The sequence below is a fragment of the Marivita hallyeonensis genome (assembly GCF_900129875.1).
GTDB classification, from domain to species: domain Bacteria; phylum Pseudomonadota; class Alphaproteobacteria; order Rhodobacterales; family Rhodobacteraceae; genus Marivita; species Marivita hallyeonensis.
In genome coordinates this window covers 262,115-287,880 of record NZ_FQXC01000001.1, presented here as the reverse complement: position 1 = coordinate 287,880, position 25,766 = coordinate 262,115, and the positions used below count along the sequence as shown (strand labels likewise).

29 protein-coding genes and 1 tRNA gene are annotated in these 25,766 nt (G+C 60.2%); 16 read left to right on the top strand and 14 right to left on the bottom strand.

Going from position 1 to position 25,766, the window contains the following annotated elements; all coding sequences use genetic code 11:
- Positions 1 to 85: 85 nt before the first annotated feature.
- Positions 86 to 1,612, top strand: a complete 1,527-nt coding sequence (locus tag BUA42_RS01420; protein ID WP_072775919.1) for a D-alanyl-D-alanine carboxypeptidase family protein — start codon at positions 86 to 88, stop codon at positions 1,610 to 1,612.
- On the opposite strand, the gene ccoS is transcribed toward BUA42_RS01420, so the two are convergent.
- From ccoS to BUA42_RS01395, 5 genes are all read right to left on the bottom strand, one after another.
- Positions 1,609 to 1,767, bottom strand: coding sequence for a cbb3-type cytochrome oxidase assembly protein CcoS (ccoS, locus tag BUA42_RS01415; RefSeq protein WP_072775918.1), 159 nt, complete (start codon positions 1,765 to 1,767; stop codon positions 1,609 to 1,611). The two genes, BUA42_RS01420 and ccoS, sit on opposite strands and share 4 nt — an antisense overlap.
- 13 nt (positions 1,768 to 1,780) lie before the next feature.
- On the bottom strand, positions 1,781 to 3,967 hold the full coding sequence (locus BUA42_RS01410; RefSeq protein ID WP_072775917.1) for a heavy metal translocating P-type ATPase: 2,187 nt from the start codon (positions 3,965 to 3,967) through the stop codon (positions 1,781 to 1,783).
- A 3-nt stretch (positions 3,968 to 3,970) separates the two neighbouring features.
- Positions 3,971 to 4,435 (bottom strand): FixH family protein, encoded by a 465-nt coding sequence (locus BUA42_RS01405; protein ID WP_072775916.1) that lies wholly within the window; start codon positions 4,433 to 4,435, stop codon positions 3,971 to 3,973.
- Complete coding sequence (gene ccoG, locus BUA42_RS01400; protein WP_072775915.1) at positions 4,435 to 5,871, bottom strand: cytochrome c oxidase accessory protein CcoG; 1,437 nt, start codon at positions 5,869 to 5,871, stop codon at positions 4,435 to 4,437. Before ccoG ends, BUA42_RS01405 begins: the two co-directional genes overlap by 1 nt.
- Positions 5,872 to 5,966: 95 nt before the next feature.
- A complete protein-coding gene (locus tag BUA42_RS01395; protein ID WP_342715903.1) occupies positions 5,967 to 6,845 on the bottom strand; it encodes a LysR family transcriptional regulator in 879 nt (292 codons plus the stop codon).
- Positions 6,846 to 6,942: 97 nt separating this feature from the next.
- Here BUA42_RS01395 and BUA42_RS21040 point away from each other — a divergent pair, with 97 nt between their 5' ends.
- Positions 6,943 to 7,083 (top strand): hypothetical protein, encoded by a 141-nt coding sequence (locus BUA42_RS21040; protein WP_178346821.1) that lies wholly within the window; start codon positions 6,943 to 6,945, stop codon positions 7,081 to 7,083.
- Positions 7,084 to 7,258: 175 nt separating this feature from the next.
- Here BUA42_RS21040 and ccoP read toward each other — a convergent pair whose 3' ends face one another.
- From ccoP to ccoN, 4 genes are read right to left on the bottom strand one after another with little or no spacing between them, the layout of a single operon-like run.
- On the bottom strand, positions 7,259 to 8,143 hold the full coding sequence (gene ccoP / locus BUA42_RS01390) for a cytochrome-c oxidase, cbb3-type subunit III (protein ID WP_072775914.1): 885 nt from the start codon (positions 8,141 to 8,143) through the stop codon (positions 7,259 to 7,261).
- A complete protein-coding gene (locus BUA42_RS01385; RefSeq protein WP_072775913.1) occupies positions 8,140 to 8,325 on the bottom strand; it encodes a CcoQ/FixQ family Cbb3-type cytochrome c oxidase assembly chaperone in 186 nt (61 codons plus the stop codon). The genes ccoP and BUA42_RS01385 overlap by 4 nt, the downstream gene beginning before the upstream one ends.
- Positions 8,326 to 8,337: 12 nt before the next feature.
- Positions 8,338 to 9,066: a cytochrome-c oxidase, cbb3-type subunit II gene (ccoO, locus tag BUA42_RS01380; protein ID WP_072775912.1), complete on the bottom strand. Its 729-nt coding sequence runs from the start codon at positions 9,064 to 9,066 to the stop codon at positions 8,338 to 8,340.
- 14 nt (positions 9,067 to 9,080) lie between these two features.
- Positions 9,081 to 10,691 (bottom strand): cytochrome-c oxidase, cbb3-type subunit I, encoded by a 1,611-nt coding sequence (ccoN, locus tag BUA42_RS01375; protein WP_072775911.1) that lies wholly within the window; start codon positions 10,689 to 10,691, stop codon positions 9,081 to 9,083.
- 201 nt (positions 10,692 to 10,892) lie between these two features.
- Between ccoN and BUA42_RS01370 the strand changes: the two genes are divergently transcribed.
- Positions 10,893 to 11,732 carry a universal stress protein gene (locus tag BUA42_RS01370; RefSeq protein WP_072775910.1) on the top strand — a complete coding sequence of 280 codons (840 nt, stop codon included), beginning with the start codon at positions 10,893 to 10,895 and terminating at the stop codon, positions 11,730 to 11,732.
- Positions 11,733 to 11,760: 28 nt separating this feature from the next.
- Here the strand turns inward: BUA42_RS01370 and BUA42_RS01365 are convergent, their stop codons facing one another.
- Positions 11,761 to 12,411: a GntR family transcriptional regulator gene (locus tag BUA42_RS01365; RefSeq protein WP_072775909.1), complete on the bottom strand. Its 651-nt coding sequence runs from the start codon at positions 12,409 to 12,411 to the stop codon at positions 11,761 to 11,763.
- Positions 12,412 to 12,441: 30 nt separating this feature from the next.
- A complete protein-coding gene (locus BUA42_RS01360) occupies positions 12,442 to 13,134 on the bottom strand; it encodes a M48 family metallopeptidase (RefSeq protein ID WP_072775908.1) in 693 nt (230 codons plus the stop codon).
- Between the two features lie 105 nt (positions 13,135 to 13,239).
- Between BUA42_RS01360 and BUA42_RS01355 the strand changes: the two genes are divergently transcribed.
- Positions 13,240 to 13,557: a TIGR02300 family protein gene (locus tag BUA42_RS01355; RefSeq protein WP_072775907.1), complete on the top strand. Its 318-nt coding sequence runs from the start codon at positions 13,240 to 13,242 to the stop codon at positions 13,555 to 13,557.
- A gap of 68 nt (positions 13,558 to 13,625) precedes the next feature.
- Positions 13,626 to 13,701 (top strand) — tRNA-Ala (locus BUA42_RS01350).
- Positions 13,702 to 13,707: 6 nt separating this feature from the next.
- Here the strand turns inward: BUA42_RS01350 and BUA42_RS01345 are convergent.
- Complete coding sequence (locus BUA42_RS01345) at positions 13,708 to 14,649, bottom strand: hydrogen peroxide-inducible genes activator (protein ID WP_072776678.1); 942 nt, start codon at positions 14,647 to 14,649, stop codon at positions 13,708 to 13,710.
- 104 nt (positions 14,650 to 14,753) lie between these two features.
- On the opposite strand from BUA42_RS01345, the gene BUA42_RS01340 reads away from it, so the two are divergent.
- From BUA42_RS01340 to mnhG, 8 genes are read left to right on the top strand one after another with little or no spacing between them, the layout of a single operon-like run.
- Positions 14,754 to 15,719 (top strand): universal stress protein, encoded by a 966-nt coding sequence (locus tag BUA42_RS01340; RefSeq protein ID WP_072775906.1) that lies wholly within the window; start codon positions 14,754 to 14,756, stop codon positions 15,717 to 15,719.
- Positions 15,719 to 17,977, top strand: a complete 2,259-nt coding sequence (gene mbhE, locus BUA42_RS01335; RefSeq protein ID WP_245818921.1) for a hydrogen gas-evolving membrane-bound hydrogenase subunit E — start codon at positions 15,719 to 15,721, stop codon at positions 17,975 to 17,977. Before BUA42_RS01340 ends, mbhE begins: the two co-directional genes overlap by 1 nt.
- A complete protein-coding gene (locus BUA42_RS01330; protein ID WP_072775905.1) occupies positions 17,974 to 18,393 on the top strand; it encodes an MnhB domain-containing protein in 420 nt (139 codons plus the stop codon). The genes mbhE and BUA42_RS01330 overlap by 4 nt, the downstream gene beginning before the upstream one ends.
- Positions 18,393 to 18,752, top strand: coding sequence for a Na+/H+ antiporter subunit C (locus BUA42_RS01325; RefSeq protein WP_072775904.1), 360 nt, complete (start codon positions 18,393 to 18,395; stop codon positions 18,750 to 18,752). The genes BUA42_RS01330 and BUA42_RS01325 overlap by 1 nt, the downstream gene beginning before the upstream one ends.
- Positions 18,749 to 20,245: a Na+/H+ antiporter subunit D gene (locus BUA42_RS01320; protein WP_072775903.1), complete on the top strand. Its 1,497-nt coding sequence runs from the start codon at positions 18,749 to 18,751 to the stop codon at positions 20,243 to 20,245. Before BUA42_RS01325 ends, BUA42_RS01320 begins: the two co-directional genes overlap by 4 nt.
- Entirely contained in the window at positions 20,242 to 20,721 is a 480-nt protein-coding gene (locus BUA42_RS01315; protein ID WP_072775902.1) for a Na+/H+ antiporter subunit E, read from the top strand. Before BUA42_RS01320 ends, BUA42_RS01315 begins: the two co-directional genes overlap by 4 nt.
- Positions 20,721 to 21,020, top strand: a complete 300-nt coding sequence (locus BUA42_RS01310) for an MrpF/PhaF family protein (RefSeq protein ID WP_072775901.1) — start codon at positions 20,721 to 20,723, stop codon at positions 21,018 to 21,020. Before BUA42_RS01315 ends, BUA42_RS01310 begins: the two co-directional genes overlap by 1 nt.
- A complete protein-coding gene (mnhG, locus tag BUA42_RS01305) occupies positions 21,013 to 21,366 on the top strand; it encodes a monovalent cation/H(+) antiporter subunit G (protein WP_072775900.1) in 354 nt (117 codons plus the stop codon). The genes BUA42_RS01310 and mnhG overlap by 8 nt, the downstream gene beginning before the upstream one ends.
- Before the next feature lie 68 nt (positions 21,367 to 21,434).
- Here the strand turns inward: mnhG and BUA42_RS01300 are convergent, their stop codons facing one another.
- Both BUA42_RS01300 and BUA42_RS01295 read right to left on the bottom strand, forming a co-directional pair.
- A complete protein-coding gene (locus tag BUA42_RS01300) occupies positions 21,435 to 21,722 on the bottom strand; it encodes an HU family DNA-binding protein (protein ID WP_072775899.1) in 288 nt (95 codons plus the stop codon).
- A gap of 185 nt (positions 21,723 to 21,907) precedes the next feature.
- Complete coding sequence (locus BUA42_RS01295) at positions 21,908 to 23,392, bottom strand: AMP nucleosidase (protein WP_072775898.1); 1,485 nt, start codon at positions 23,390 to 23,392, stop codon at positions 21,908 to 21,910.
- A 100-nt stretch (positions 23,393 to 23,492) separates the two neighbouring features.
- Here BUA42_RS01295 and BUA42_RS01290 point away from each other — a divergent pair, with 100 nt between their 5' ends.
- The 3 genes from BUA42_RS01290 to BUA42_RS01280 are packed head-to-tail and all read left to right on the top strand — an operon-like array spanning position 23,493 to position 25,751.
- Positions 23,493 to 23,912: a VOC family protein gene (locus BUA42_RS01290; RefSeq protein ID WP_072775897.1), complete on the top strand. Its 420-nt coding sequence runs from the start codon at positions 23,493 to 23,495 to the stop codon at positions 23,910 to 23,912.
- A gap of 36 nt (positions 23,913 to 23,948) precedes the next feature.
- Complete coding sequence (locus BUA42_RS01285; protein WP_072775896.1) at positions 23,949 to 24,944, top strand: DNA topoisomerase IB; 996 nt, start codon at positions 23,949 to 23,951, stop codon at positions 24,942 to 24,944.
- 51 nt (positions 24,945 to 24,995) lie between these two features.
- Positions 24,996 to 25,751 (top strand): class II aldolase and adducin N-terminal domain-containing protein, encoded by a 756-nt coding sequence (locus BUA42_RS01280; RefSeq protein ID WP_072776676.1) that lies wholly within the window; start codon positions 24,996 to 24,998, stop codon positions 25,749 to 25,751.
- Positions 25,752 to 25,766: the final 15 nt, after the last annotated feature.

Genomic DNA, 25,766 nt, shown 5'->3' with positions numbered 1-25,766 from the left:
TAGCGTTTCGGCAACAATAAAGCTCACCGAAAAAATTCGGGAGTATGAGGCAGAAGAGGCGGAAATCGTGACGGGACGGCGTAAAATGCCGGGCCGAATAGGCCTATACGTGATCGCAGCAGTTTGGCTTGCCATTCTTGTACCCATCAGCGCGATGGCGGCTCCGTATGCCGCTATGGTGATGGATGCGCGCAATGGCGAAGTGCTTCACGCGCGGAATGCCGACACGCGTCTACATCCCGCTTCGCTTACCAAGATGATGACGCTCTACGTCGTGTTCGAGGCCGTCCAGAACGGCGAGTTGAGCATGGACACCAAGGTGCTCATTTCGAAAAAAGCTGCCGCGGAACCGCCCTCGAAGCTTGGGTTGCGGGCTGGATCGACGATCAGCCTCCGGTATCTTGTCCGGGCCGCCGCAATAAAATCGGCGAATGACGCAGCAACGGCGATTGCAGAGGCCGTGTCAGGGTCCGAGGCCGCGTTCGCACGCCGGATGAACCGCACCGCCAAGGCATTGGGGATGAGCCGCACGACATTCAAAAACGCGCATGGTCTGACCGAGAGCGGGCACATGTCCACGGCGCGCGATATGACCATTCTCGGACGTCACGTGCTTTACGATTACCCCCAATACTATAATCTCTTTTCGCGCCGGAGCGCCGATGCGGGGATTAAGGCCGTGGCCAACACGAACCGTCGGTTCCTGAATTCCTATCGCGGCGCTGACGGTATCAAGACGGGCTACACCCGCGCAGCGGGCTTCAATCTTGTCGCATCAGCTGAGCGTGGCTCCGAACGGATCATCGTGACGGTCTTTGGCGGCAACTCCACCGCATCGCGCAATGCGCAGGTGGCCAAGCTGATGGACCTTGGCTTTAACCGTGCGCCGTCGCGGATGGCTTTGCGAACGCCACGCAAGCCGCCTTACATGGGACGCGTTGGGCCTTCGAAGACCGAGACAGTCATTGCCAAGAGCCAGACTCCATCGACCAGTAAGCGCGCCAAATCCATTCGCGTCGTGGCCGCAGCGGTAACGAAAAGCTTGCGCCCAACCGCGCGCCCCGTCGCGGAACCGGTTCTGCCCGACACATTGGTGGCCGAGCTGCAGGAAGACATCCAGTCCGTGCTGGCTGAAGTTCAGACCGAAGACGTGAAAGAGACCGCCGCGAGCGCGGCGCAAATCGCCTTGGCGGCGGATGCGGGCGTAGCGACATCAACGGTCATAACCGAAGCCGCAAAGACCGCACCAAAGGCGTCCGTCAAACCCGTTGTTCGCCCGAGAACGGTGGTTCTTGCCTCCGCGCGACAAACCGCGCCAAGCCAACCGGTGGTCACCCGCGAAACCGAGGTCGTGTCGCGCATCTCCACATCGGGTGGGCGTCATTGGGGCATCAATGTCGGTCGGTATTCGAGCCGGTTTGCGGCCGAGAAGGCTTTGCTCAAGACGGCACTCGCCGAAGTCGAAACACTGGACGGGTCGTTGCGCAAGGTCGTGAATGGCTCGCGCGGCTATGATGCCAACTTCATGGGCCTCACACGCGAAGCCGCCGATCTGGCCTGCCGCCGCTTGCAGGCGCGCCAGGTAACCTGCTTCATGATCGGGCCGGGCTAAGCCTTGGGCTTGTCGTCGTAATCATCCGACAGAATACGCTGTGCGGCCCCTTCGGGGTCGTCATACTGGCGTGACTTCACCGTGAACACAAACGCCACGAGCCCAATCCCCCCAAGGATGAGCGAGACCGGGATCAGGTAGGCCAGGACATTCATCGGACACTCCGGGTCATTTCAAGCGCAGCGCGTTCAACGACACGGTAATCGATGAGGTCGACATCGCCAATGCTGCAATAAGTGGCGAACACAGTCCAGCAACTGCCAGCGGTACTGCGATGATGTTGTACCACGTGGCAATCGTGAAGTTCTCACGGATGCGTTTGATCGCTTTTCGGGACGTGACGACTGCATCCGAAATCGGTTCCAGTGAATTGCCCAGAAGCACCACATCCGACGCGACGCGGGCCGCATCCAGAGCTGATGCTGGCGAGATCGAGACATGCGCCCCTGCAAGCGCGGCGGTGTCGTTGAGGCCGTCACCCACCATGAGGACATGCGCGCCCTCCTCTGTCAGGTGCTGAACTTTCGCGGCCTTGTCTTCGGGCAGGGCCTCGGCAATCCATTTGCCGATACCCAGACGGTCGGCGAAGGCCTCGACAGCAGCTGTGGTATCGCCCGACATGAGAACGACGTCGAAGCCGTCTTTTTGTAACTGACGGACAAGCGCTTCTGCACCGTCTCGGATTTGGTCGACAAAAGTGAAGGCGGCGGCATCTGCGTCGCCAACCTTGAGCCAGGCCGCCGTTTCACGGCTCTCACCACCGCCAACCCAGCTTGCACGTCCAAGCTGCACGGTTTGGCCCATCCAGTCCCCTTCGGCGCCATGCCCGGGCAGTTCCCGGATGTTCGTCACTTTGGCAGGATGCACGCCAGCATTGGCAATTGCTGCGGCAAGGGACTGCGACAGCGGGTGCGACGACCCCTCGGCAAGCGCGAGCGCGATGCCAAGATCACGGCGCGAATGGTCCCCAAGGTTGATGACTTCGGGCGTTCCGGCGGTCAATGTTCCGGTCTTGTCGAAGACAACGGTATCCACCTGCGCCATGCGTTCCAATGCGGTCGCGTCCTTGATCAGGAGACCCTTGCGGAACAATCGCCCCGAAGCCGCCGTTGTCACAGCCGGAACCGCAAGACCAAGCGCACAGGGACAGGTGATAATCAGTACCGCAGCCGCGATATTGAGCGCGGTGCGCAGATCGAACGTGTAGAGGTACCACCCGGCGAAGGCCAAAGCCGAGAGGATATGAACCCCTGGCGCATAGAGTTTAGCCGCCTTATCCGCCAAAGACGTGTAGCGCGAGCGGCCGGACTCTGCGACGGCAACGAGGTCCGCCATGCGATGCAGCGAGGTATCCCGCCCAACGGCACTTGCCCGGATGGTCAGTGGTCCGGTCAAATTGACCTCTCCCGCACTGACGGCTTGCCCGGGCCCTGCAAAGATCGGGCGGGTTTCCCCTGTCAGCAGAGACCGGTCCAACTCGGACTCACCCGTGACGATTTCCCCGTCCACAGGCATCCGCCCGCCCGGCCGCACCAGCACCAGATCACCGACAACCAATTCCGCCATCGGGATCTGCTCTTCGCCTTGCGCGGTCACCCGCGACACGCGCGGCACTTCGAGCGCAGCAAGCTCTTCCGCTGCAGAGCGCGCCGCAGCGCGGGTTCGATGGTCCAGGTACCGACCGGCCAACAGGAAGAACGTGAGTGTGATCGCCGCGTCAAAATAGGCGTGTTCACCGGACAGCGATGTTTCCCAAAGTGACGTTGCAACCGCCAGCAGGATGGCAAGCGAGATCGGCACATCCATATTGAGCCGCCGCGCCCTGATGGCAGACCAGGCATGTTTGAAGAAAGGCTGCGCCGAAAACGCGATCGTCGGCAGTGCAATCGCCGCCGAAATCCAGTGGAACATGTCGCGGGTCGGCCCCTCGGCCCCGGACCAGACCGCGACCGACAAGAGCATCACGTTCATGGCCGCGAACCCGGCAACAGCAAGCCGCATCAGCAGGTCGCGCCCGGCCTTGTCGGTCTCTGTGGCGCGCAGAGCCGTGGCATCCAGTTCATGGGCTTCGAACCCGGCGCGGCCAAGCAGATCGACCAGCATCTCGGCGGTGATCTCCGGTGCCGCATCGACTTGCGCACGTTTGAGCGTCAGGTTCACGCGGGCACCGCGCACACCCTCAAACGCGGACAGGGCGCGTTCGACGCCGGAAATACAGGCCGCGCAATGAATGCTCGGCAAGGACAGCACGATGTTCACCTCTTTCGGAACGGCAGCGTCTGCCAGCGCTTCAGCCGCAGGAGCGGCCGAGCACGCCGGACAGGCGGAGACCGGAGGGCGCATCGCAACCGTCATGGATCAGCCGTCGACGTGCAGCACAACGCGCTGCTCGAACAGTGAGCCATCCAAGGCAGTGGCTTTCATGCGAATGTTCCAGTTCCCGGGCTGAAGGCTTTCGCGCGCCACGTAGGCTTTGCCATCGAAGGCGAAATCCGGAGTGCGGTCATCCTGCACATGGGTGGCACGACCGAGAACCGCGTCCAACGTGCCTGCCTGCACCGGACGCCCTTCTGCATCGGTGATGCTGAGGATGAGCAGACCGCCCGTCGCTCTTGCCGCCACGGTCCAACCCAACGCTTCCTGTTCGGCCCGGCGTTCGTCAAAGCCTTGGGACGCAACGTAGGAGTTCTTCACTTCCAGCCCCGGAAACGTGCTGACCGCGGAATACGCGAGCACAAGATTGACCGAGATGATCACCGCGAAGCAGCCGCCGAAGATGGCCAAGGCATGCCAGCCGGTGAGTTTGCGTTCAGAGGTAGTCATCAATTGCTCCTTCCGTTGAAGAGGCTGTCGGAATAGGCCCGGTCGCCATTGGTAAGGTCCTCGACCCAGAACCGGATTTCAGTGCGTTCGTCGCGGGCGGGGTCCGAAGGGGGTGGTGCCACAACGTAGACGCGCTGCAGGAAGGTTTCGTTCGCAGGCACATCGACGGTTTCGTAGGGTGTGCCTTCAAGCTGTACCCGCAAGGCCGGGTGGCCCGTGATCGACACGCGGAACGGGCGGTCCTCTCCGTGCTTGTTCAGCAGCCGCACGTCGTAGGTGTTGCGGATCGACCCGTCAGACAGAGTGACAAACGTCGGATTGCGAACAGGCGCCACGGTCAATTCGATCTCGGGCCGGATGAAGAGCGCAAAGATCAGCCCGATCCCCACCAGCGACCAAAGCGCGGTGTACATCATCGTGCGCACGCGGAAGATGTGATACCACGGAGAACGCGCCGCTGCGCCTGCGCGTTCGCGCGGCTCGTCCGACAGGGCAAGGTAGTCGATCAGCCCCCGCGGTTTGCCGATCTTCTCCATGATCTCGTCGCAGGCGTCGATGCAAAGACCGCAGGTGATGCACTCCATCTGTTGCCCGTCGCGGATGTCGATGCCCATGGGGCAGACGTTCACGCAGGCCATGCAATCTATGCAATCGCCAAGCTGTTCCGCGCCCTCGCCCTTGCGGTGTTTTCCGCGCGGCTCACCCCGCCATTCGCGATAGCCGATGGTGAGCGTATCCTCATCCATCATCGCGGCCTGAATGCGCGGCCACGGACAGGCATAAATGCAGATTTGTTCCCGGGCGAAGCCACCGAAGAAGAAGGTGGTCGCGGTCAGGATCAGCAGCGTCGTGTAGGCAACCGGATGCGCCTGTCCGGTGACGAGATCGCGCAAGAGCGTCGGCGCATCCGCGAAGTAGAACACCCATGCCCCGCCGGTGGCGAGACCGATCAGGAACCACGCGACCCATTTCGTCATAAGCAGGCGCGCTTTGCGGAAATCCATCTTCTTCTGGCGATGAAGACGAAGGCGCGCGTTGCGGTCACCCTCGATCCAGCGTTCGACAAGGATAAAAAGGTCCGTCCAGACGGTCTGTGGGCACGCGTAGCCGCACCAGACCCGGCCCAAGGCCGAGGTGAACAGGAACAGACCCAGACCCGCCATGATGAGCAGACCGGCGATGAAGTAGAATTCATGCGGCCAGATCTCGATCCAGAAAAAGAAGAAGCGGCGGTTGGCGAGGTCGACCAGAACAGCCTGATCTGGCAGTTGCGGACCACGGTCCCAACGAATCCACGGTGTGACGTAGTAGACACCGAGGGTAAAGATCATCAGGATCCATTTCAGGCTTCGGAAGTTCCCAGAGACGCGCTTCGGGAAAATCGGTTCCCGCGCGGCGTAGAGGCTGGGAGGCGTCTGGTTTTCGGTTTGAGACACGTTGGCGTCGGCTCCTGAAACGGATTGGCTTGAGTGTCTTTTCTCAAGCGCACCTGCGCCAGACTTTGACCTGCATCAAATACTGTATCTTTAAGTCAGGTTTTCGCCGCTTCTCGCTTCAACCACCGCAGAAAAGCCTTCAACGGAGGTCGCTGCACACCCGGTTTCGTGACGATGTGGTAGCCCGCGTCGCGTCGATCTTCGAAAACAGCGATCAGTCGACCTGCCTCGATGTCCTCGGCCACTGCGATTCGGGTGGTGACAGCCACGCCCTGCCCGTTCCGCGCACCGTCGATAATCAGGTTTCCCGGCACGGCTGTCCTCGACAAAACCTGATGCCGTTCAAGCCCTTGCGCGGCCAACCACGATGTTGTCTCGTTCGTGCCAAGCTCTTCGAGCCACGGGTACTGGATCAGATCCTGAGGCGTTTCAGGCGTGCGCCCCCGAAAAAGCGAAGGCGCGCCGACGACCACAACCGGTGCCAGCATCAATGGCTCGCTGTCGAGCCCCCTCCAGCCGCCAGTGCCATAGCGGATCGCCACGTCGATCCCACCCGGGGACGGGTCGGTGAGGACCGGCGTCGGCGACAACATCATATCGATGCCCGGATGCTCTGCCTGAAATCCGGCCAATCGCGGCATCAGCCATGCGCTTGCAAAGGTAGGCGTACATCCGACGTTCAGTGGGCGTTGCGCCTCGGAGTTGGTCAAAGCCTCAACGCCGGACGCAATGCGCGCGAACCCGTCCTGCAGCGCTTTGGCGAGGTCCTCGCCTTCCGGAGTGAGCTCGAGCGCGCGGTTTGACCGGTTGAAAAGCGGTGTTCCGAGATGCGCCTCAAGCCCGCGCAATTGCTGCGAGATCGCGGCATGGCTGACGTTCAACGCCCGGCCCGCATCTGCAACCGATCCTGTCTGCACAAAGGCGCAGAACGCGCGAAGCGCAGACAGAGATGGAAGATCAGACCAGTTTATCATGTAAGTTGAAGTTACATATTTGAATTATCTCTGACTCGCATGATCGCGCCTGAAACGCAAGGATACAGACAGTACCAAGACACGAAAGGAGAAACGCATGTTCGGTGTTCTTGCAAAAACATACTTTCGCGCAACCGGCATTCCGCCCACGCGCTACCATCGGCCTCAGGCCTACTCCTGGTATGCGGAGGACATGGTGCCCCGCGAAACGCCCAAGCGGTGGGAGGATTGGAAATGATGGATCCCATCATCTACCAGCCATGGGCCCTTCGGGATGGCCTGCCTAGCCCCAACCGCGCGCGGCGCTGGCCTTGGCGCGGGCGCAGGTGGCAGCGCTGAAACTGAGAACGCCGACGCTTCTGCCAAGCACCGGCGTTCCCATCATGTCATCAGCGCCAAGGCTAAGACATAGATCATTCAGGAGTGGCTTCACCCCCGCCGAGGCTGTGGACATAGGTCGCCACGGCCCGGATTTCCGCCTCGCTCAATCGATCCGCCCATGACGGCATCACGCCGAAACGCGAGTAGGTGACTGTCTCCATCAGCTTGTCGTAGTCCCCGCCGTAGAGCCAGATCGCGTCGGCAAGGTTCGGCGCACCCTGCCAGGGATCGCCCGAGCCGTCATCCATATGACACGCGGCGCAGTTGTCGAGATACACGGTTTCACCGGCTGCCACCGCCGACGCATCCTGCGGCTCGCCTGACAGGGACATCACGTAGTTCACAACCTGATGTATCTCATAGTCATTCAGCAGCTCGTCTGCACCGAAGGCCGGCATCTCGGAATACCGTGCGTCCGGGTCGTTCTCGTTGCGGATACCGTGGGCAATGGTGGCATGGATGTTTTCGATATCCCCGCCCCAAAGCCAGTCATCATCCAGCAGGTTCGGGTAGCCTGACGCCTGAACGCCCGCCGCACCGGAGCCGTGACACTGGGCACACCATGTGCGGAACACGGCCGCACCGGCGTTCTGGGCATACTGGTTGAGCTCGGGATCGTTCGCGATCTCGGTCAGCTCGACAGAAGCCAATTGCGCACTGATGCCAGCGTTGGCGTCTTCGAACCGCGCAATGTCTTCCGCCACTTCCGACCGGGTTGCGAAACCGAGGATCCCCGGTGTTGCGCCATTGATCAGCGGCCATGCGGGATAGGCGATGGTGTAGAGTACGCCCCAGACAATGGTCGCGTAGAAGGTCCAGAGCCACCAGCGCGGCAGGGGTTTGTTATATTCCTTGATCCCGTCCCACTCGTGTCCGGTGGTTTCATAATCAAGGTCGTCGTCGCGTTTGTCGCTCATGTCCTCGCCTCCTCGGATGTGGCGGGTTTGTCGTCATGCCGGAACGGCACATTGGCGGCATCCTGATGTGTCTTGTTGCTGCCCGGGCGGATGACCCAAAGGATCACTCCAACAAAGAACCCGAACAGAACGAGCAGCATCCAGCTATCTGCAAAAGCCCGAAGGACTGTGTACGTTTCCATGAACTGTCCCTCCTAGCGGCTTGCGTCAGGCGTGAAGGTCGAGAAGTCGACCAAGGTGCCCAGCATCTGAAGATACGCAATCAGCGCATCGGCCTCGGACACACCCGGCTGCCCGTCGAAGTTCCGCACGTTGACGGCTTCGCCGTAGCGCTCCAACAGACCGTCGAAATCGCTGTCGGGGTCAGCTTGCGCTCGGAAGTCCGCCTGCGCTGCCTCTATCATCTCGTCGGTGTAGGGAACGCCCACAAAGGCGTTTGTCGCCATCAGCTCTCCGATATGCTCCCCATCGAGAAGGGTCGCTTCGAGGTAGCCGTATTTCGGCATGATCGACTCCGGCACAACAGACTGCGGATCACGCAGGTGATCGACATGCCAGTCGTCGGAGTACCGGCCACCGACACGGGCCAGGTCCGGTCCGGTGCGCTTCGATCCCCACTGGAACGGGTGGTCGTACATCGACTCCGCCGCAAGGCTGTAGTGGCCGTAGCGTTCGACCTCGTCCCGCATCGGACGGATCATCTGGCTGTGGCACACGTAGCAGCCTTCGCGCAGATAAACGTCCCGACCGGCGAGTTCGAGTGGTGTGTAGGGGCGCATCCCTTCCACTTCCTCGATCGTGTTCTCAAGGTAGAAGAGCGGTACGATCTGTACCAGTCCACCAATCGTCACGACAAGGAAGCTGCAGACAAGCAGGAGGGTCGCGTTGGTTTCAAGGATCTTGTGCTTTTCAAGAATAGCCATTGTCTCAGCCCTCCTTATTCGGCTGCGACGGCTGCTTGGCTGGCCGCGGCTTCTTTCGCCGGGCTGCGCCGTACAGTCATCCAGAGGTTATAGCACATGATCACGGCGCCAGCGACGTAGAGGATGCCGCCCAAGGCCCGAACAATGTACATCGGGAATTTCGCGCTTACGGTGTCGGCGAAGGAGTTCACGAGGAATCCGTTCGCATCAACTTCACGCCACATCAGGCCTTCCATGATGCCGGTCACCCACATCGACGCCGCGTAGAGCACGATGCCAATCGTGGCGAGCCAGAAGTGCCAGCTGACCATGCTCAGGCTGTAGAGCCGCGTGCGGTTCCAAAGCTTGGGCACGAGGAAGTACAGAGCCCCGAAGGTGATCATGCCGTTCCAGCCAAGCGCGCCGGAGTGCACGTGACCAATGGTCCAGTCGGTGTAGTGCGACAGGGAGTTGACCGCGCGGATCGACATCATCGGACCTTCGAAGGTCGACATGCCGTAGAAGCCAAGCGAGATCACCATCATCCGGATCACCGGGTCTGTGCGCAGCTTGTCCCATGCGCCTGATAGCGTCATCAGACCGTTGATCATACCACCCCAGGACGGCATCCAGAGGATGATCGAGAACACCATGCCCAGCGTCGATGCCCAATCCGGCAGCGCAGTGTAGTGCAGGTGGTGCGGACCAGCCCAGATATACAGGAAGATCAGCGCCCAGAAGTGAATGATCGACAGTTTGTAGCTGAAGACCGGACGCTCAGCCTGCTTCGGGATGAAGTAGTACATCATGCCCAGGAAGCCTGCGGTCAGGAAGAAGCCCACCGCATTGTGGCCGTACCACCATTGCACCATCGCGTCCTGTACGCCGGCAAACACCTGAACCGACTTGGACCCCCAGATGGACACCGGGATGCTCAGGTTGTTGAACACGTGGAGCATGGCCACAGTGACGATGAAGGACAGAAGGAACCAGTTCGCCACGTAGATATGCGGCTCTTTACGCTTGATGATCGTGCCAAGGAAAACCGCCAGATAGGCCAGCCATACGATGGTCAGCCAAAGGTCGATATACCATTCCGGTTCGGCGTATTCCTTCGACTGTGTGCCGCCCAGGATGTAGCCGGTGGCCGCCAGTACGATGAACAGGTTGTAGCCCCAGAACACGAACCACGCGAGGTTGCCGCCCCAAAGCCGCGCGGCGCTCGTACGCTGCACGATGTAGAAGGAACACGCGATCAATGCATTGCCGCCGAACGCGAAAATCACCGCGGAGGTGTGCAAGGGACGCAAACGCCCGAAGTTCAGATAGCCCTGCGCCCAATCGAAATTGAGAACGGGGAAAGCAAGCTGAAACGCGATAAAGGTCCCCGCGAGGAACCCGACCACCCCCCAGAATGCCGTTGCGATCACGCCGTAACGGATCACGCCATCCATGTAACTGGTTTCCAATACGGCGGCTGGCACCGGCTCGTCGGTGCGCCGCAGCGTCCACAGAAATAGCCCAGCAGACACGGCCATGATGATGATGGCGTGAACCTGATAGGCTAAATCGCGCGCGTAACTGGCCGCAATCATCGCAAACAGCGTGATGAGACCAAGCACGATCAGCTTAAAGTAGTTCAACATTTTTCGTCCCTTCGTCTTACCCGCACGATTCGAGTGCCGCGCGGGCGGTTTTTAGACTGGGCCTTTAATGCGGAAGTTGCTGAAACCTATCCTTGATCTGCATCAATAGATTTTGCGCAGTTTATTGACGGGCATCAAAGTGCAGAAAGAATCTCGGCGATAACATTCAGGAAGACGAATTAATCAGGAAAGTGCACGCATATGTCTTTCAAATCACTGCTGACAGTTGTGACGGACAAGGCGCATCTCACCGACACGATTGCCCAGGCCTGTCGCATGGCCGAAAGCTTGGATGCGCATCTCGACGTTTTGTGCCTGGGCGTGGACCGGACCCAGACCGGCTACTACTACGCCGGTATGAACGCCGCGGTTTTGCAGGAAACCCTGCACCAGGCCCGTTCCGAAGCCGAGGACATGTCCAAAGCGGCGCAAGAACAGATGCAGGCGACCAGTTTGCGATGGGGCGTCACGGATGCGGTGTGCCAACTCGCTGATATCGCACGCTTTGTGGCCTCTTACGCCCGGTTTTCGGATTTGGCCGTCTTGCCCAGACCCTACGGCGAAGACCGCGGGATCGAGTTGGAGCCCGTCGTTGAGGGCGCTCTCTTCGAAGGGCAGGCTCCTGTCATCGTAGTTCCGGAAACCGGCGCCGAACTGAAGCTGCCCGAAAAGGTCGCCATCGGCTGGAACGAAAGTGCCGAAGCCTTACGCGCCGTGCGCAGCGCATTGCCGCTTCTGAAAAGCGCCAAGAGCACACATATCGTGGTGATCGATCCGCCGAAACACGGGCCGAACCGATCCGATCCCGGCGGGCTTCTGTCTCAGTTCCTGGCACGTCACGACGTCAACGTGGAGATCGACGTCCTGTCGAAAACGATGCCCCGTGTCTCTGACGTGATGCGGCGCCACGTCACAGATATGAACGCCGATTTGGTCGTGATGGGAGCCTATGGGCATTCCCGGTTTCGGGAAGCCATTCTCGGCGGTGCCACGCGCAACATGCTGGAAACCGCAGAGGTGCCGGTGTTCATGGCGCATTGAGCTAGCAGGTCGGACAGCTTTGTCCGGCCTACCCCGTCAGCAAGCGCAGACCTTGCGTAACGTCAGAGCGAACTGCCAACCGAAGGCCGGGTTCATCCCCGGCCTTCAGTGCAGAAATGATGAGGCGATGGAACTGTGGCGCCTCGGTACGGCGCAGCCGTCCGTAAAGAGCGCGCATAGTCGGGCCAAGCTGCAACCACACGGTTTCCGCCATCGCCAGCATCGCCGGGGCCTGAGCGCGCAGATACAGCGTCCGGTGGAAATCCAGATTGGTCCGGATGTAGCCAACCGCATCGCGGTTCGACACGGCATCTGCGATGGTGCCGTTGATGGCCTGAAGACGGTCAATCAATGCAAGGTGAGCACGCGGCAAGGCGCGACTTGCCAGTTCGACCTCAATCAGGGCCCGAAGCGCAGCAAGCTCTTCGATCCGGTCATTGGACAGTTCCGGTGTCGATACACGCCCCGACGCTGACATGGACAGCGCCCCTTCCGCCACGAGACGCTGAACCGCTTCGCGCGCGGGTGTCATGGACACCTCGTAATCCCGTCCGATCCCCCGCAAGGTCAATTGCTCTCCGGGCGACATTTGCCCGAACATGATCCTGTTGCGAAGACCGCGATACACGCGGTCATGCGCGGATAACTTGGGTTCAGTCTGGCGCTGGGTGACGTTCATGCCGAAATGTGATCACATTTATACCGGCCGTCAACCGTCAAACCGATAGCGATGCAGACTGGCGCCATGGGATCGCAACCAGCCGCGGGCCTCTCGATGCGGGCCGTAAAGATCGTTCACAATCGCCCAGAACGCTGGCGAGTGGTTCATCTCTTCAAGATGCGCCACCTCGTGCGCGGCTACATAATCGAGGACCGGCTTCGGCGCGAGAATGAGCCGCCAGGAATACATGAGCGCCCCGGCCGACGAACAAGATCCCCATCGCGAACGCGTGTCGCGCAATGTCAGCCGCGAATAGGCCCGCCCAAGACGGGCGGCGTACAGATCAGACGCCCGGGTCAGTTCGACACGCGCCTGTTCTTTCAGCCAAACCTGAAGTTGCTTGCGCCCATGATCGGCGATATCGGGCATTGCGATGGTGGCTCCGGCCACCTGAAGACGTTTTCCCGTTCCGCGCACCAAATCCACCGGCTGCCCTGCAACCGTAATCGACATTCCGGGTGCGACTTGAGCAGATTTCTCGTGTTGCGACAGGCAAGTCTCGATCCAGTCCTGCTTTTCCGCCGCAAAGCGCATGGCTTCGCCTTCACTGACGCCATGCGGGACTGTCAGCGTGACCACGCCATCCAATTGGGACACCCGCAGCGTGATGCGACGGGCGCGACGGTTTTTCCGCAATTTGACACTGATTTCAGGGTTGCCCGGAAGAGTTCTGGCGCTCATATCCCGCTCAATGAAATGAAGGCCGCAAAGCCTTTGACACCGGTTCGGTGTTATGGCAGTTGGCGCGGATTGTCGATATGACCACGCAATTGAAGGGGATGACCCATGCCCAAAGAAGAATGGGGCACCAAACGTGTTTGCCCAACCACCGGCAAGCGGTTTTATGACCTGAATGCCGACCCGATCATCAGCCCCTACACGGGTGAGGTGGTCGAGATCGACACCGGCAAAACCCGCATGATCGCGGCGGATGCCGAAGACCGTCAGAGCAAGTCCAAGACCGAAGACGAAGCGGAAGTGGATGTTCTGGAAGATGATGATGTCGATGTGGAACTCGAAGACGACGATGTTCTGGAAGACGACGATGATGACAATGTGTCGTTGGACGACATTGCCGACGTGGCAAGCGACGACGACGATTAAATTCTGGCGATGGGGCGGAATCACGCTTGATCCCGCCCCCTGCATTGCGTAATGGATCGCGCACAAACGGGGCCTTAGCTCAGCTGGGAGAGCGCTTGCATGGCATGCAAGAGGTCAGGGGTTCGATCCCCCTAGGCTCCACCAACCTCCTTACACTGACCGTTTCGATACGTCCCCAAGGACGATGATCTCCGGCGCACGCTCGGCGAGGGACGCGCAAACCAGCTTCGCCATCAATCGGAATTCATCCTCGCGCGACGTGCCTTTGCGCCAGACCATCCCGATGGTCCGCGAAGGCGGGGCGCCGCGAAACGGGCGCGCGACCACAAGGTCCTGATGGGCCACTTCGGATTTGATGTAGAGCGTGGGCATGAGGGACAGCCCCATCCCCGTCGCCACCATCTGGCGCAGCGTGTCGAGGCTTGTCCCTTCGTAGTCGTGTGACAGCTCGACCCCGTAATCCTCGGATATCTTGCGCACCAGTTCGTATAGCTTGTGTCCGGGTTCCAGCGACAGGATGGTCTCGCCCTTCAACATGGCCGGGTCGATTTCGGGCTCTGATGACAGGCGATGATCCGACGGCATCACCACCTGTATAGGCTCACGAAAGAGCGATTGCGCCTCAAGCTCGGCCCTCGCGACCGGCAATGGGAAAAACAACAGGTCCAGCGACCCGTCTTCGAGGCTTCGCAACAACACGTCCGGCAAACCTTCACGGATATACAGGCCAAGCTTCGGGTACTTCGCATGCAGGTCCGGGATCACCAGCGGAAGGAAATAGGACCCGACCGACTGTACCACACCGATGCGGATGACGGACGAAAGGACATCCTGACGGGATTTCGCGAGGGCACGGATCTCCTCGACCTCGCGCAAGACACGGCGGCTGCGCTCGACGATCTCTTTGCCGGTCGGGGTCATGATGACTTTCGATCGGCCGCGTTCGACAAGGGACGTGCCCAACCGCATCTCAAGATCCTTGATCTGCGCGCTGAGGGTTGGTTGGGTGACGTTGCAGGCTTCCGCAGCCCTGCGGAAGTGCAGGTGATCGGCGACGGACACAAGGTAACGCAATTGCTGTAACGACGGCATGCGCGTAGATTGATAGAAAATCTCTATCAAAACCACCCTCATTTTCGATTTGGTCAATCAGGACTGCGACCCTATGTCGTCCGGCAAGCGAGGGAGTGTGCGCAGTGAAGCGTTTCCGGAACGTTTTGTTCGTTGCCGACGAACAAAGCGCCTATGAACAGGCGTTCGAACGTGTCTGCTGGTTGGCAAAGGCCAACGCGGCGACCGTGACTCTTGTCGATTGCATCGACAGCGGCGGTCCGGCCGACCTGTCACGGGGGTTTTCCGCCCTGCCAAGGATCGGACGGAAAAACATTGAAGACCAAGTGATCGCCGTGCATCGCGCCAAGCTTGAAGACCGCGCCGAGGCGTTGCGTGCGCGGGGGGTGACGGTCGAGACGACCGTGCTGATCGGTACGCCCTTTATTGAGATCATCCGGCAGGTCCTGCGCGAAAAGCACGATCTGCTGATCAAGGGCGCGCATCGCGCCGCACGCGGCCCGTTCTTTCCGGGCGCCGACATGCATCTTCTGCGCAAATGCCCCTGCCCGGTCTGGATTCTTAATTCTGCGGCTGAGCCAAGGGCCCAGCGCATCCTTGCGGCGGTTGATCCGAATTTCGAAGACCCCGCCCGCACTCAACTGACCCGAATGGTTATGGAACTCGCCACATCGCTGGCACGGGCCGACGGCGCGAAACTCGATGTGGTGAACGCCTGGAACCTGCTCGAAGAAGCCACGATGCGCCACGGTCTGGCCAAAATCCCCGAAGCGGATGTCAATCAAATGGTGGCAAAAGAGAAAGACGACAGCGAGGCGCGCCTGCAAAAGCTTGTGGCGGAGTTCGCTGAATTCGACGACATCATGCGCGTGCTCCATATCAAGGGGATGGCAGCAGACGTTATTCCGGAACATGTGGCCGCCGAAGGGATCGACACGATTGTGATGGGCACCCTCGCCCGAACCGGCGTGGCGGGCCTCTTCATCGGCAATACCGCAGAAACAATTCTGAACCACGTGAGCTGTTCAGTGCTCACCGTCAAAGCCAAAGGGTTCGTATCACCCGTCGCATTGGAAGGAGGGGCCGCCTGATGGCCGATGGTGCCGCAACAGACGCGCGCGGAAACGGGATTACAGGGGTGATCCCGATCCTCTTTGCCGGCGCGCTCTTTGTCTACTTCATGTCGCTGGTGCCGACCGTCGCATCGCTCGAAGCCATTCGCTGGTCGGTGCCGTGGATCCCGTCGCTCGGCATCGAATTCGCATTTCTGGTTGACGGTCTGAGCCTGACCTTCTGCCTGCTCATCGCGGGCATCGGCACGCTGGTCCTTCTCTATTCCAACACATACCTCGCCGGTCATCCGCAATATGCCCGGTTCGCTCTGTTCCTCACGGCCTTCATGGTGTCGATGCTGGGCCTTGTTCTGGCCGACGACCTGATCCTGCTCTTCGTTTTCTGGGAACTCACGACTCTCACCTCCTATATGCTGATCGGTTTCTCGCATGAGGCCGAAAAAAGCCGCCGGAACGCCTTGCAAGCGCTCTTTGTCACGGGGGCTGGCGGCCTCGCGTTTCTGGCCGGTTTGATCCTGCTCGCTGCCGCCTCTGGCACGACGAGCATTTCCGGCATCATCGCGCAAGGCGACGGGCTCAAGGCGCATGCGATGTATCTTCCGATCCTGATCCTGTTGCTCGCGGGCACATTTACCAAGTCGGCGCAGGTGCCGTTCCATTTCTGGCTGCCAAACGCGATGGCGGCGCCGACTCCGGTCAGCGCGTTTCTGCACTCAGCAACGATGGTGAAGGCCGGTGTCTATGTCATGGCGCGCATGCACCCGGCGATGTCCGGCACTGATGTGTGGCTTTGGACACTGACCATCCTCGGAGCCATAACAGCCGTTTTCGCGAGCCTTCTATCCCTGCGGCAAACCGATCTGAAGCAGGCGCTCGCCTACACCACCCTCATGGCCCTTGGCACGCTGACGCTATTTCTCGGGCAGGAGTCCGGATATGCGATGACTGCCTTCGCGACCTTCCTGATCGTGCACTCGCTCTACAAGGCCGCGCTCTTTCTCATCGTCGGCTGCATCGACAAATCGACTGGTACGCGCGAGACCGATCAACTGGGCGGTCTTGGTCGATTGATGCCGATCACCGCCATTGCTGCCGCCCTTGCCGCCACGTCGATGGCGGGGTTCCCGCCATTCCTGGGCTTCATCGGGAAAGAACTGAAATACGCCGGTGCTATCGCGGTGGCGTCAGAGCCGATCTTCGTGGCTGGCGCGGTCCTTCTGTCCAACGCCTTGATGCTGGCAGTTGCAGGTGTCGTCGCATTCCGCCCCTTCTGGCGCGGTCAGGTCGGTACCGGCCAGTCACCGAAAGAGGCGCCGTGGCAGATGCTGGCGGGACCCGTCATCCTTGCCATTCTCGGCGCGCTTTTCGGCATCTACCCCGACCTCCTGCAGGTCGCACTCGTTAACCCGACAGTCCTGTCGCTGACCGGTGAGGTCGAAGAAGCGAAGGAACTGCAGCTCTGGGCAGGCGTGAACATCCCACTGTTCCTCAGCATCGCGACCTTTGTTCTTGGCCTCGCGATCTATGCGGCACACGTGAAGATCCGCGCGATGCTGGACCGCGGATTCAATGCGATCCCCAACCTTGATCTGAAATGGGACGGCTTCCTGGATGGTCTGAAAGCCCTTGCCGCCTGGCAGACGCGTCTGGTGCAGACCGGCAAATTGTCGAGCTACCTGTTCGCGACCTTCTTCACCATAGCGGCAGGCATCATCCTGACGTTGGCCTACACCGGCATGCCGCCGCTTGCCGCGGATTTCTCGGATGTGGAGTGGAAGCATACCTCCATCGCGGCCCTGATCTGCGCAGGCGCGCTCCTGACGCTGTTCACCAGTTCCCGCATCGCCGCCATCGCGGCGTTGGGTGTGGTCGGCATCGGTATCGCACTGATCTTTATCGTCTTCAGCGCGCCGGACGTCGCCATCACGCAGCTTCTGGTCGAAACACTGATCGTGGTGCTTGTCGCCGTCGTCATGCTGCGCCTGCCGTCGCTGCCGAAAGCCACCTTCAACCTCAAACACGCGGTCCTGTCGGTTGCGGTTGGCGCATCCATCACGCTGATGCTGATCGAGGTGGTCGCCACGCCGCTTGACCTGCGTCTAACAGAATACTTCGAGGTCACAAGCTGGCCCGAGGCCTACGGGCGCAACATCGTCAACGTGATCCTCGTGGACTTCCGCGCTCTCGACACCTTCGGCGAGATTGCCGTGGTCGTGATCGCAGCGCTGTCGGCCTACGCCCTTCTCAGAACCACGCGCAAAGGAGATCAGCAATGAATTCCGTGATCCTCCGCGCCGGCACGTCCTACCTTGCGGGCCTCTTGCTGGTGTTCTCCGTCTACATGATGCTGCGCGGTCATAACGAACCGGGTGGCGGCTTTATCGGCGGGCTGACAGGGGCCACCGGGTTCGTCCTCTACGCCATCGGCTGTAGCGTCGGCGAGGCCCGCAAAGCATTGCGCGTCCTGCCGCAGACCATCGCCATATGGGGGCTGTTCATTGCGCTCGCTGCCGGGCTTTTCGCGGCTGTGTTCGGCGATGCGCTCTTCACGGGGCAATGGCTCTTCATTGGCGAGACCGAGGATGACAAGGGCCTGCCCCTGTCGTCGGTACTGGTATTCGACATCGGGGTGTATCTGGTCGTCTTCGGATCCGTCCTCACCCTTGTCTTCGCGATGGAGGAGGAAATCTGATGGAGGTCCTCTTTGCCATAACCATCGGCGTGCTGGTCGCCGCATCGGTCTACCTGATGCTGTCGAACCACTTGTTGCGCTTCATTTTCGGGCTGGTCCTGATCTCGAACGCCGCGAATCTGACGATCTTTGTCGCCGGTCGCCTCACCGATGGCGCGCCGCCGCTCATCCCGGTCGGCGCAGACGCGCCCGAGATCGCGGCCAACGCGCTGCCGCAGGCTCTGGTGCTGACCGCCATCGTCATCGGCTTTGGCCTCTTCGCCTTTGCGATCGTCCTCGTCTTCCGCGCGTGGACCTCGCTCAATTCCCTGACACCCGACGAGATGCGTCTCGCCGAACCCGAAGAGGCGCATAAGTGAGCTGGCTTCTTGCACTTCCCATCGCAATCCCGTTCCTGACGGCGGTTGCGACCTTCCTGACCCGCGATATGCCGGTTGGACGGTGGCTGTCGATTATCGGCTCCGCCATCCTGTTGGCTGCGTCCATTGTCCTGATGAACACAGTCCTGCGCGAAGGTGTAATCGCCGGACAGATGGGCGGCTGGGCAGCTCCGTTCGGGATCACTCTGGTGGCAGACCTTCTGTCCGCCGTCATGGTTCTGATCACTGCCATCGTCGCTGTCGCCGTATCGATCTACGCACTTGCCGATGTTGACGAGAAAATGGAGCGGCTGGGCTATCACGCGCTCTTCAACATGTTGATTGCCGGTGTGGTCGGGGCTTTTGTCACGGGTGACCTCTTCAACCTCTACGTCTGGTTCGAAGTCATGCTGATCGCGTCCTTCGGCCTCTTGGTCCTTGGTGGACGGCCCGAGCAGATTGATGGTGGTGTCAAATACGTGGCGCTGAACCTCGTCTCGACGATCATGTTCCTGACGGGCATCGGCCTGCTCTACGGCATGACCGGCACGCTGAACATGGCCGACCTTGCTTCCGCGGTGGATACTGCCGATCAGCAATTGCTCACTGTGGTGGCCGTTCTGTTCATGATCGCCTTTGGGGTCAAAGCCGCCGTCTTCCCGCTCTTCTTCTGGCTGCCCGCATCCTACCACACGCCTGCGTTTTCGGTTTCCGCCGTCTTCGCGGGTCTGTTGACCAAAGTGGGTGTCTATGCGCTTCTGCGGATGTTCACCCTGGTCTTTGACCATGACACCGCATTCACCCACACGATCCTGCTCTGGGTCGCCGGGTTCACGATGGTCGTCGGCGTTCTGGGCGCTGCTGCACAATCCGACATGCGCAAGATCCTGTCATTCCATATCGTGAGCCAGATCGGCTACATGATACTCGGCCTTGCGCTCTTGACCCCGCTCGCCATCGTCGGCGCGGTGTTCTACCTCGTTCACCATATCGTCGTGAAAGCGAACCTGTTCCTTATCGCGGGCGTTGCCCAACGCATCGCGGGCGGGACGGAACTCAGCCGCATTGGCGGTCTCTACAAGTCCGCGCCGTTCCTAGCCGTGCTTTTCGTGATCCCAGCCTTCTCGCTCGCAGGCTTCCCTCCGCTCTCCGGATTTTGGGCCAAGTTCCTTCTGGTCAAGGCCACGCTAGAGATCGAAGCGTGGTTCATCGCCTTCATCGCCCTCGCCGTGGGTCTGCTGACCATCTACTCCATGACCAAGATCTGGGCGCAGGCCTTCTGGGAGCCACACCCGGACGGGGTTGAACCAAAGTTGTCCAAGCTCAGCACCCGCGAACGCAACGCGTTCCTGATCCCCATTGCAGGCCTCGCGATCCTGACGGTGATCATCGGCACGATGCCGGAACCCTTTGTGCAATTCGCCGAACGCTCGGCCGCACAGCTTCTGGACCCGACCCCCTACATCACCGCCGTATTGGGAGAGCAGCCATGAACACGTTTGGATTAAACGTCATGCTCGCCGTGGCGTGGGTGGCCTTTACCGGAACCGTCTCGTTGTCGAGCCTGATTGTCGGGTTCGTCATTGGATACGCGGCGTTGTGGCTCATCCAGCCGCTGATCGGTGCAAGCACATACCACCGGCGCGTCTATGCGTGGCTGAAACTCATCGTGATGTTCCACTACGAACTGATTGTCTCCAGCCTCGCCGTCGCGGCAGATGTTCTGACGCCGAAACACCGCGCGCGGCCCGCGATCATCGAGATGCCGCTCGACGTCAAGTCCGACGCGGGCATCCTTCTGGTGACAAATCTGATCTCACTGACACCGGGCACGCTGAGCCTCGATGTCAGCGAAGATCGCAAAACACTTCTCATCCACGCGATGTTTGCGGATGATCACGACGCCCTGCGCAAAAGCCTGAAAGACGGAATGGAGCGCTGGGTGATCGACGCTGTGGAGGGCGCATAATGGACGGATTTCTGGAACTGAGCCTCGAGATCGGCTTCCTCTGCGTGGTCGTGTCAGTCGGTCTGGCCTTTATTCGAATGGTCAAAGGGCCGAGCTTGCAGGATCGCGTCGTCGCGCTTGATTTCATGACGGTGGCGATCGTCGCTTTCTGTGGCCTTGCCGCCGTGCGCTACAATACAGCTGCCTTCCTTGACGTGGCGCTTGTGCTGGCCCTCGTGGGTTTCCTTGCAACCGTGGCGCTTGCACGCTTTGCCGAACGCAACACCTTCCGCAATCGCGAGGAGACCCACAATGAGTGAAATCATCGCGGGCAGCCTGATCATCCTTGGCGGGGTCTTCGCCCTGATCGGGGCTTTGGGTCTTGTCCGTATGCCGGACGTGCTCATCCGCATGCACGCCTCGACCAAGATCGGAACGCTGTCCACCGGACTGATCCTTGCGGGATGTGCCGTCGTCTTCGGAACGCCGGACATCATCATCCGGGTGGTGGCCATTGTCCTCTTCATCCTTTTGACCGCGCCCATTGGCGCCCACATGATGGGACGGTCTGTGGTATCGACCGGCGTGCCATTGTGGAAAAACGAAGAAACGGAGAAAGACAATCTCGACGAGATGCTGATCAAGGATCACCCGGCGACCGACTGAAAACGCCGAACGAAACGAAAAAGGCCGCTCCATCGAGCGGCCTTTTCTGAGTAACGGATGCTGTCAGATCAGCCGTTCACGCTGTCCTTCAGAGCCTTCGCGATGGTCATCTTCACGACCTTGTCGGCTTCTTTCTTGAACTGCTCACCGGTGGCCGGGTTACGCACCATGCGCTCGGGACGCTCGCGGCAGTAGATCTTGCCGACACCGGGAAGGGTCACGGCACCACCATTCGACACTTCCTTGGTGATGATGCTTGTCACTGCGTCCAGCGCTGCGCTAGCGGATTTCTTGTCGCTGCCCATTTCTTCGGCCAGAGCGGCCACAAGCTGGGTCTTTGTCATTGGCTTCGCCATTTCGTGGTCTCCTTCACTGCCCGATCTTGGGCCTCACGCGGAAAACCTAACCGTATCTTGGGATCAAACACAACTACTGGTGTCATAAAAACAAGGGTTTTTCCCGCTTTTTAGCGCTTTTTGGCTGCATTCCGGGGGTGACGCAGGGGAATTCGAAGGCTTCATCCATCGAAATCGAGAATCGCCTACAGGAACGCTGTCTCCTCGAAACTGCGTAATTTCCGGCTGTGGATGCGCTCCAGAGGCATCTCCCGCAGGTGCTCCATAGCGTGAATCCCGATCATCAGATGCCGAGCCACCTGGGTTTTGTAGAAGTCCGATGCCATGCCCGGAAGCTTCAATTCACCGTGCAGCGGCTTATCGCTGACACACAGAAGCGTGCCGTAGGGCACCCGGAACCGGAACCCGTTTGCGGCGATCGTGGCGCTTTCCATGTCGAGCGCGATGGCCCGGCTCTGACTCAACCGCTGTACCGGGCCGTGCTGATCCCGCAATTCCCAGTTACGGTTGTCGACGCTGGCCACCGTGCCCGTCCGCATGATGCGCTTCAGATCGTACCCTTCGAGCTGCGTCTCCGTCGCTACGGCGCGTTCCAGCGCGATCTGGATCTCGGCCAGCGCGGGCACCGGCACCCAAACCGGCAGGTCGTCGTCCAGCACGCGGTCTTCCCGCAGGTAGGCATGCGCCAGCACGAAATCGCCAAGGGACTGCGAGTTGCGTAGTCCGGCGCAGTGCCCGACCATCAGCCACGCATGCGGGCGCAACACCGCGATATGGTCTGTGGCCGTTTTCGCGTTGGACGGACCGACACCGATATTCACGAGCGTGATCCCCGCCCCGCCGGGACGCTTCAGATGGTAGGTCGGCATCTGCGGCATCTTCGAAGCCGAGGTGATGAGCGCCTTCGGATCGGTGATCTCGACATTTCCAGTGCTCACAAAACTCGTATAGCCGCTGTCGGGATCTGCCAGTTGCGCCCGCGCGTAGGCTTCGAATTCGGCAACGTAGAACTGGTAGTTGGTGAATAGGACGTGGTTCTGGAAATGATGCGGATCCGTCGCGGTATAGTGCGATAGCCGTGCCAGAGAGTAGTCAACCCGTTGCGCCGTGAACGGGGCCAGCGGCTCTGCCCCGTCCGGACCGGGCTGCGCCACACCATTGACGATGTCGTCATTGGTGGTCGCCAGATCGGGGACGTCGAACACATCGCGTAGAATGAACTCGGCCGCGCCCTCCTGCGGCACATTGATCGTCTCATCGTTGGCAACCGCGAAATGCACGGGCATCGGTGTGTCCGACATGCCGATCTGCACAGGTACGCCATGGTTCTCCAGCAGAAGGCTCAATTGCTGCTCAAGATAATGTCGAAACAGGTCGGGCCGCGTGATAGTGGCGGCGTGTGTCCCGGGATGCGCTACGTGACCAAAGCTCAAACGACTGTCCACCTTGGCAAAGGTCGTCGTTGTGATCCGAACCTCCGGATAATACGCGCGGTACCGCACGCCGGGATGCCCCTGTTCCATCGCGGTCTGGAAGCTGTTGCACAGAAACCGGGTCGAGATGTCGTAAAGATCGCAAAGCCGATTTACCGCCGCTTTCGCGTCATCGAACATCTCGGGCGCGGGCGCAGTCGGGGTCAGAAGTTCGAGGGAGTTCACGCGGTCTTGCATGCCGTGCCTTTCTTGGTCTTGCGCCTGCCTGACGCGCAGGTTGACAGGTCACAGACACGGGATCAAGCTCGGCCGACGGAATGACTTGGCTTTTGAAATCATGGACTTTGAAACAGTGTCGGCAGACGCCTTTGGCGCAAGCCTGCGGGGGATCGGCCTCAACATCCTGACCAGAGATGTCGAAACGCTCGCTACGCACCTGACCGAGATCTTCGGCATGACCCGCCATCGCGTCTCGCGGGACTTCGCGATCATGAGATATGGCGATGCCGTCTTTCAGCTGCATGCGGATGGCACCTATGCCCAAAACCCTCTGCTGAACCTTCTGCCCGAGAACCCGCCGCGCGGCGCCGGAGTTGAAATCCGTCTTTACGACACCGATCCCGATGAGGCCTGCGCCAAGGCCGAAGCCGTGGGCTTCACAGTACTGCAATCGCCGACGGACAAACCGCACGGGCTGCGCGAGTGTTATCTGCTATGCCCGGATGGCTATGCATGGGTGCCATCACGTCCGCTTTGACACGGAACCGAAGCCACGATGTGGCGTTGCCTTTGCATGTCGATCGCGCCGCAACTTGAGTACTACCCCGACAGCCGTCCCGGCATCACCCGCAAGCGGCATGGCAAGGGGTTCACCTATATCGCGCCAGACGGCACACGCATCGACAACCGGTCCGAGCGCGAACGGCTGTCTGGCCTCGGAGTTCCACCCGCGTGGGAAGACGTTTGGATGTGTCCTCTGGATAAGGGCCATCTGCAGGCGACCGGACGCGATGTGAAGGCGCGCAAGCAGTACCGTTACCACCCCGATTGGAGCAGTTTCCGCTCAGAACGGAAATTCGCACATCTCGTGAGATTTGGCGAAAAGCTGCCCGGTCTGCGCCGTCGCATCTTGCGCGACCTCCGCAATGCCGAAGCGGGCGATCACGAGTTCGCCATCGCCGCCGTACTGGCCCTTATCGACCGTGCCAGCCTGCGTGTCGGCACCTCTGACTATGCGCGGGACAACAAAACCTTTGGCGCGACCACACTGCGCAGCCGTCACGTCAGCCTGGGAAAAGGCGCGCTGGAGTTGAACTACCGCGGCAAAGGCGGTGCCAAGGTCCACAAGAGTTTAAGGGATCAGACGTTGAACCGTGTGTTGTCACGGTTGGACGACCTCCCCGGGCCAGAGCTGATGTCATGGATTGATGACAATGATAACATCAGGACCGTCACATCGGGCGAAGTAAACGATTTTCTGACGACCTACCTCGACGACGGCGCGCTGACCGCGAAGACGTTCCGCACATGGAACGGATCGGTAGAGGCCCTGTCGGTTGCACTGAATTCCGAGGCGCCGACAATCAAGGCAATGTCCGAAGCGGCGGCAGAAAGACTATCGAACACGCCCGCGATTGCGCGTTCGTCCTACATTCACCCAGCGGTGATCGCCCTTTCGGAGTCTGATGCAAAGTATCGCGCAGAACTGCGAAAGGCGGCGGAAGACCAGGATGGGCTGCGCCGTGCCGAGGCCGAACTGCTCCACCTTCTACGCGCCGAGGCGTCTTGACATTGCGTCACCATCGGCATGGTCTGGATGGGCAACTCGGGGGGCTTTGATATGACCGTGACACAACTCGCACGCAACATGGACCACTGGGAAGAGCGCGTCGACTTGGCCGCTGCCTTCCGCTGGACCGCGCGGCTCAAAATGCACGAAGGTGTTGCCAACCATTTCAGCCTGTCGATCAACGAGGATGGGACGCGGTTTCTGATGAACCCGAACCAGATGCATTTCGCCCGGATCAAGGCCAGTGACCTCATCGTAGTGGACGCCAATGACCCCGACACACTGGAAGGCCCGAACGCGCCGGACCCAACGGCCTGGGGCTTGCACGGCGGGTTGCATCGGCACTGTCCGAACGCCCGATGCGCGATGCACGTGCATTCGATCCACGCAACTGTCCTTGCATGCCTTGATGACCCGCGTCTGCCACCCATCGACCAGAACTGCGCCACGTTCTTCAATCGGTACGTGATCGACAGCCACTACGGTGGCCTCGCCTTTGAAGAAGAGGGCGAACGCTGTGCACAGCTTTTCACCGACCCGAAGCAGAAGGTGATGATCATGGGCAACCATGGCGTCATGGTCATCGGAGACAGCGTCGCTGACACGTTCAACCGCCTCTACTATTTCGAACGCGCGGCCGAGACCTACATTCGCGCGTTGCAGACCGGCAGAACGCTGAAAGTGTTGTCGGACGAGATCGCAGAAAAGACGGCGCAAGACCTTGAAAGTTACCCCGAACAGGACGCGCGGCATCTTGCCGAACTGAAGGCCATTCTGGATGCAGAAGGGTCTGATTACGCGGCCTGAATTACCGCATCCCGC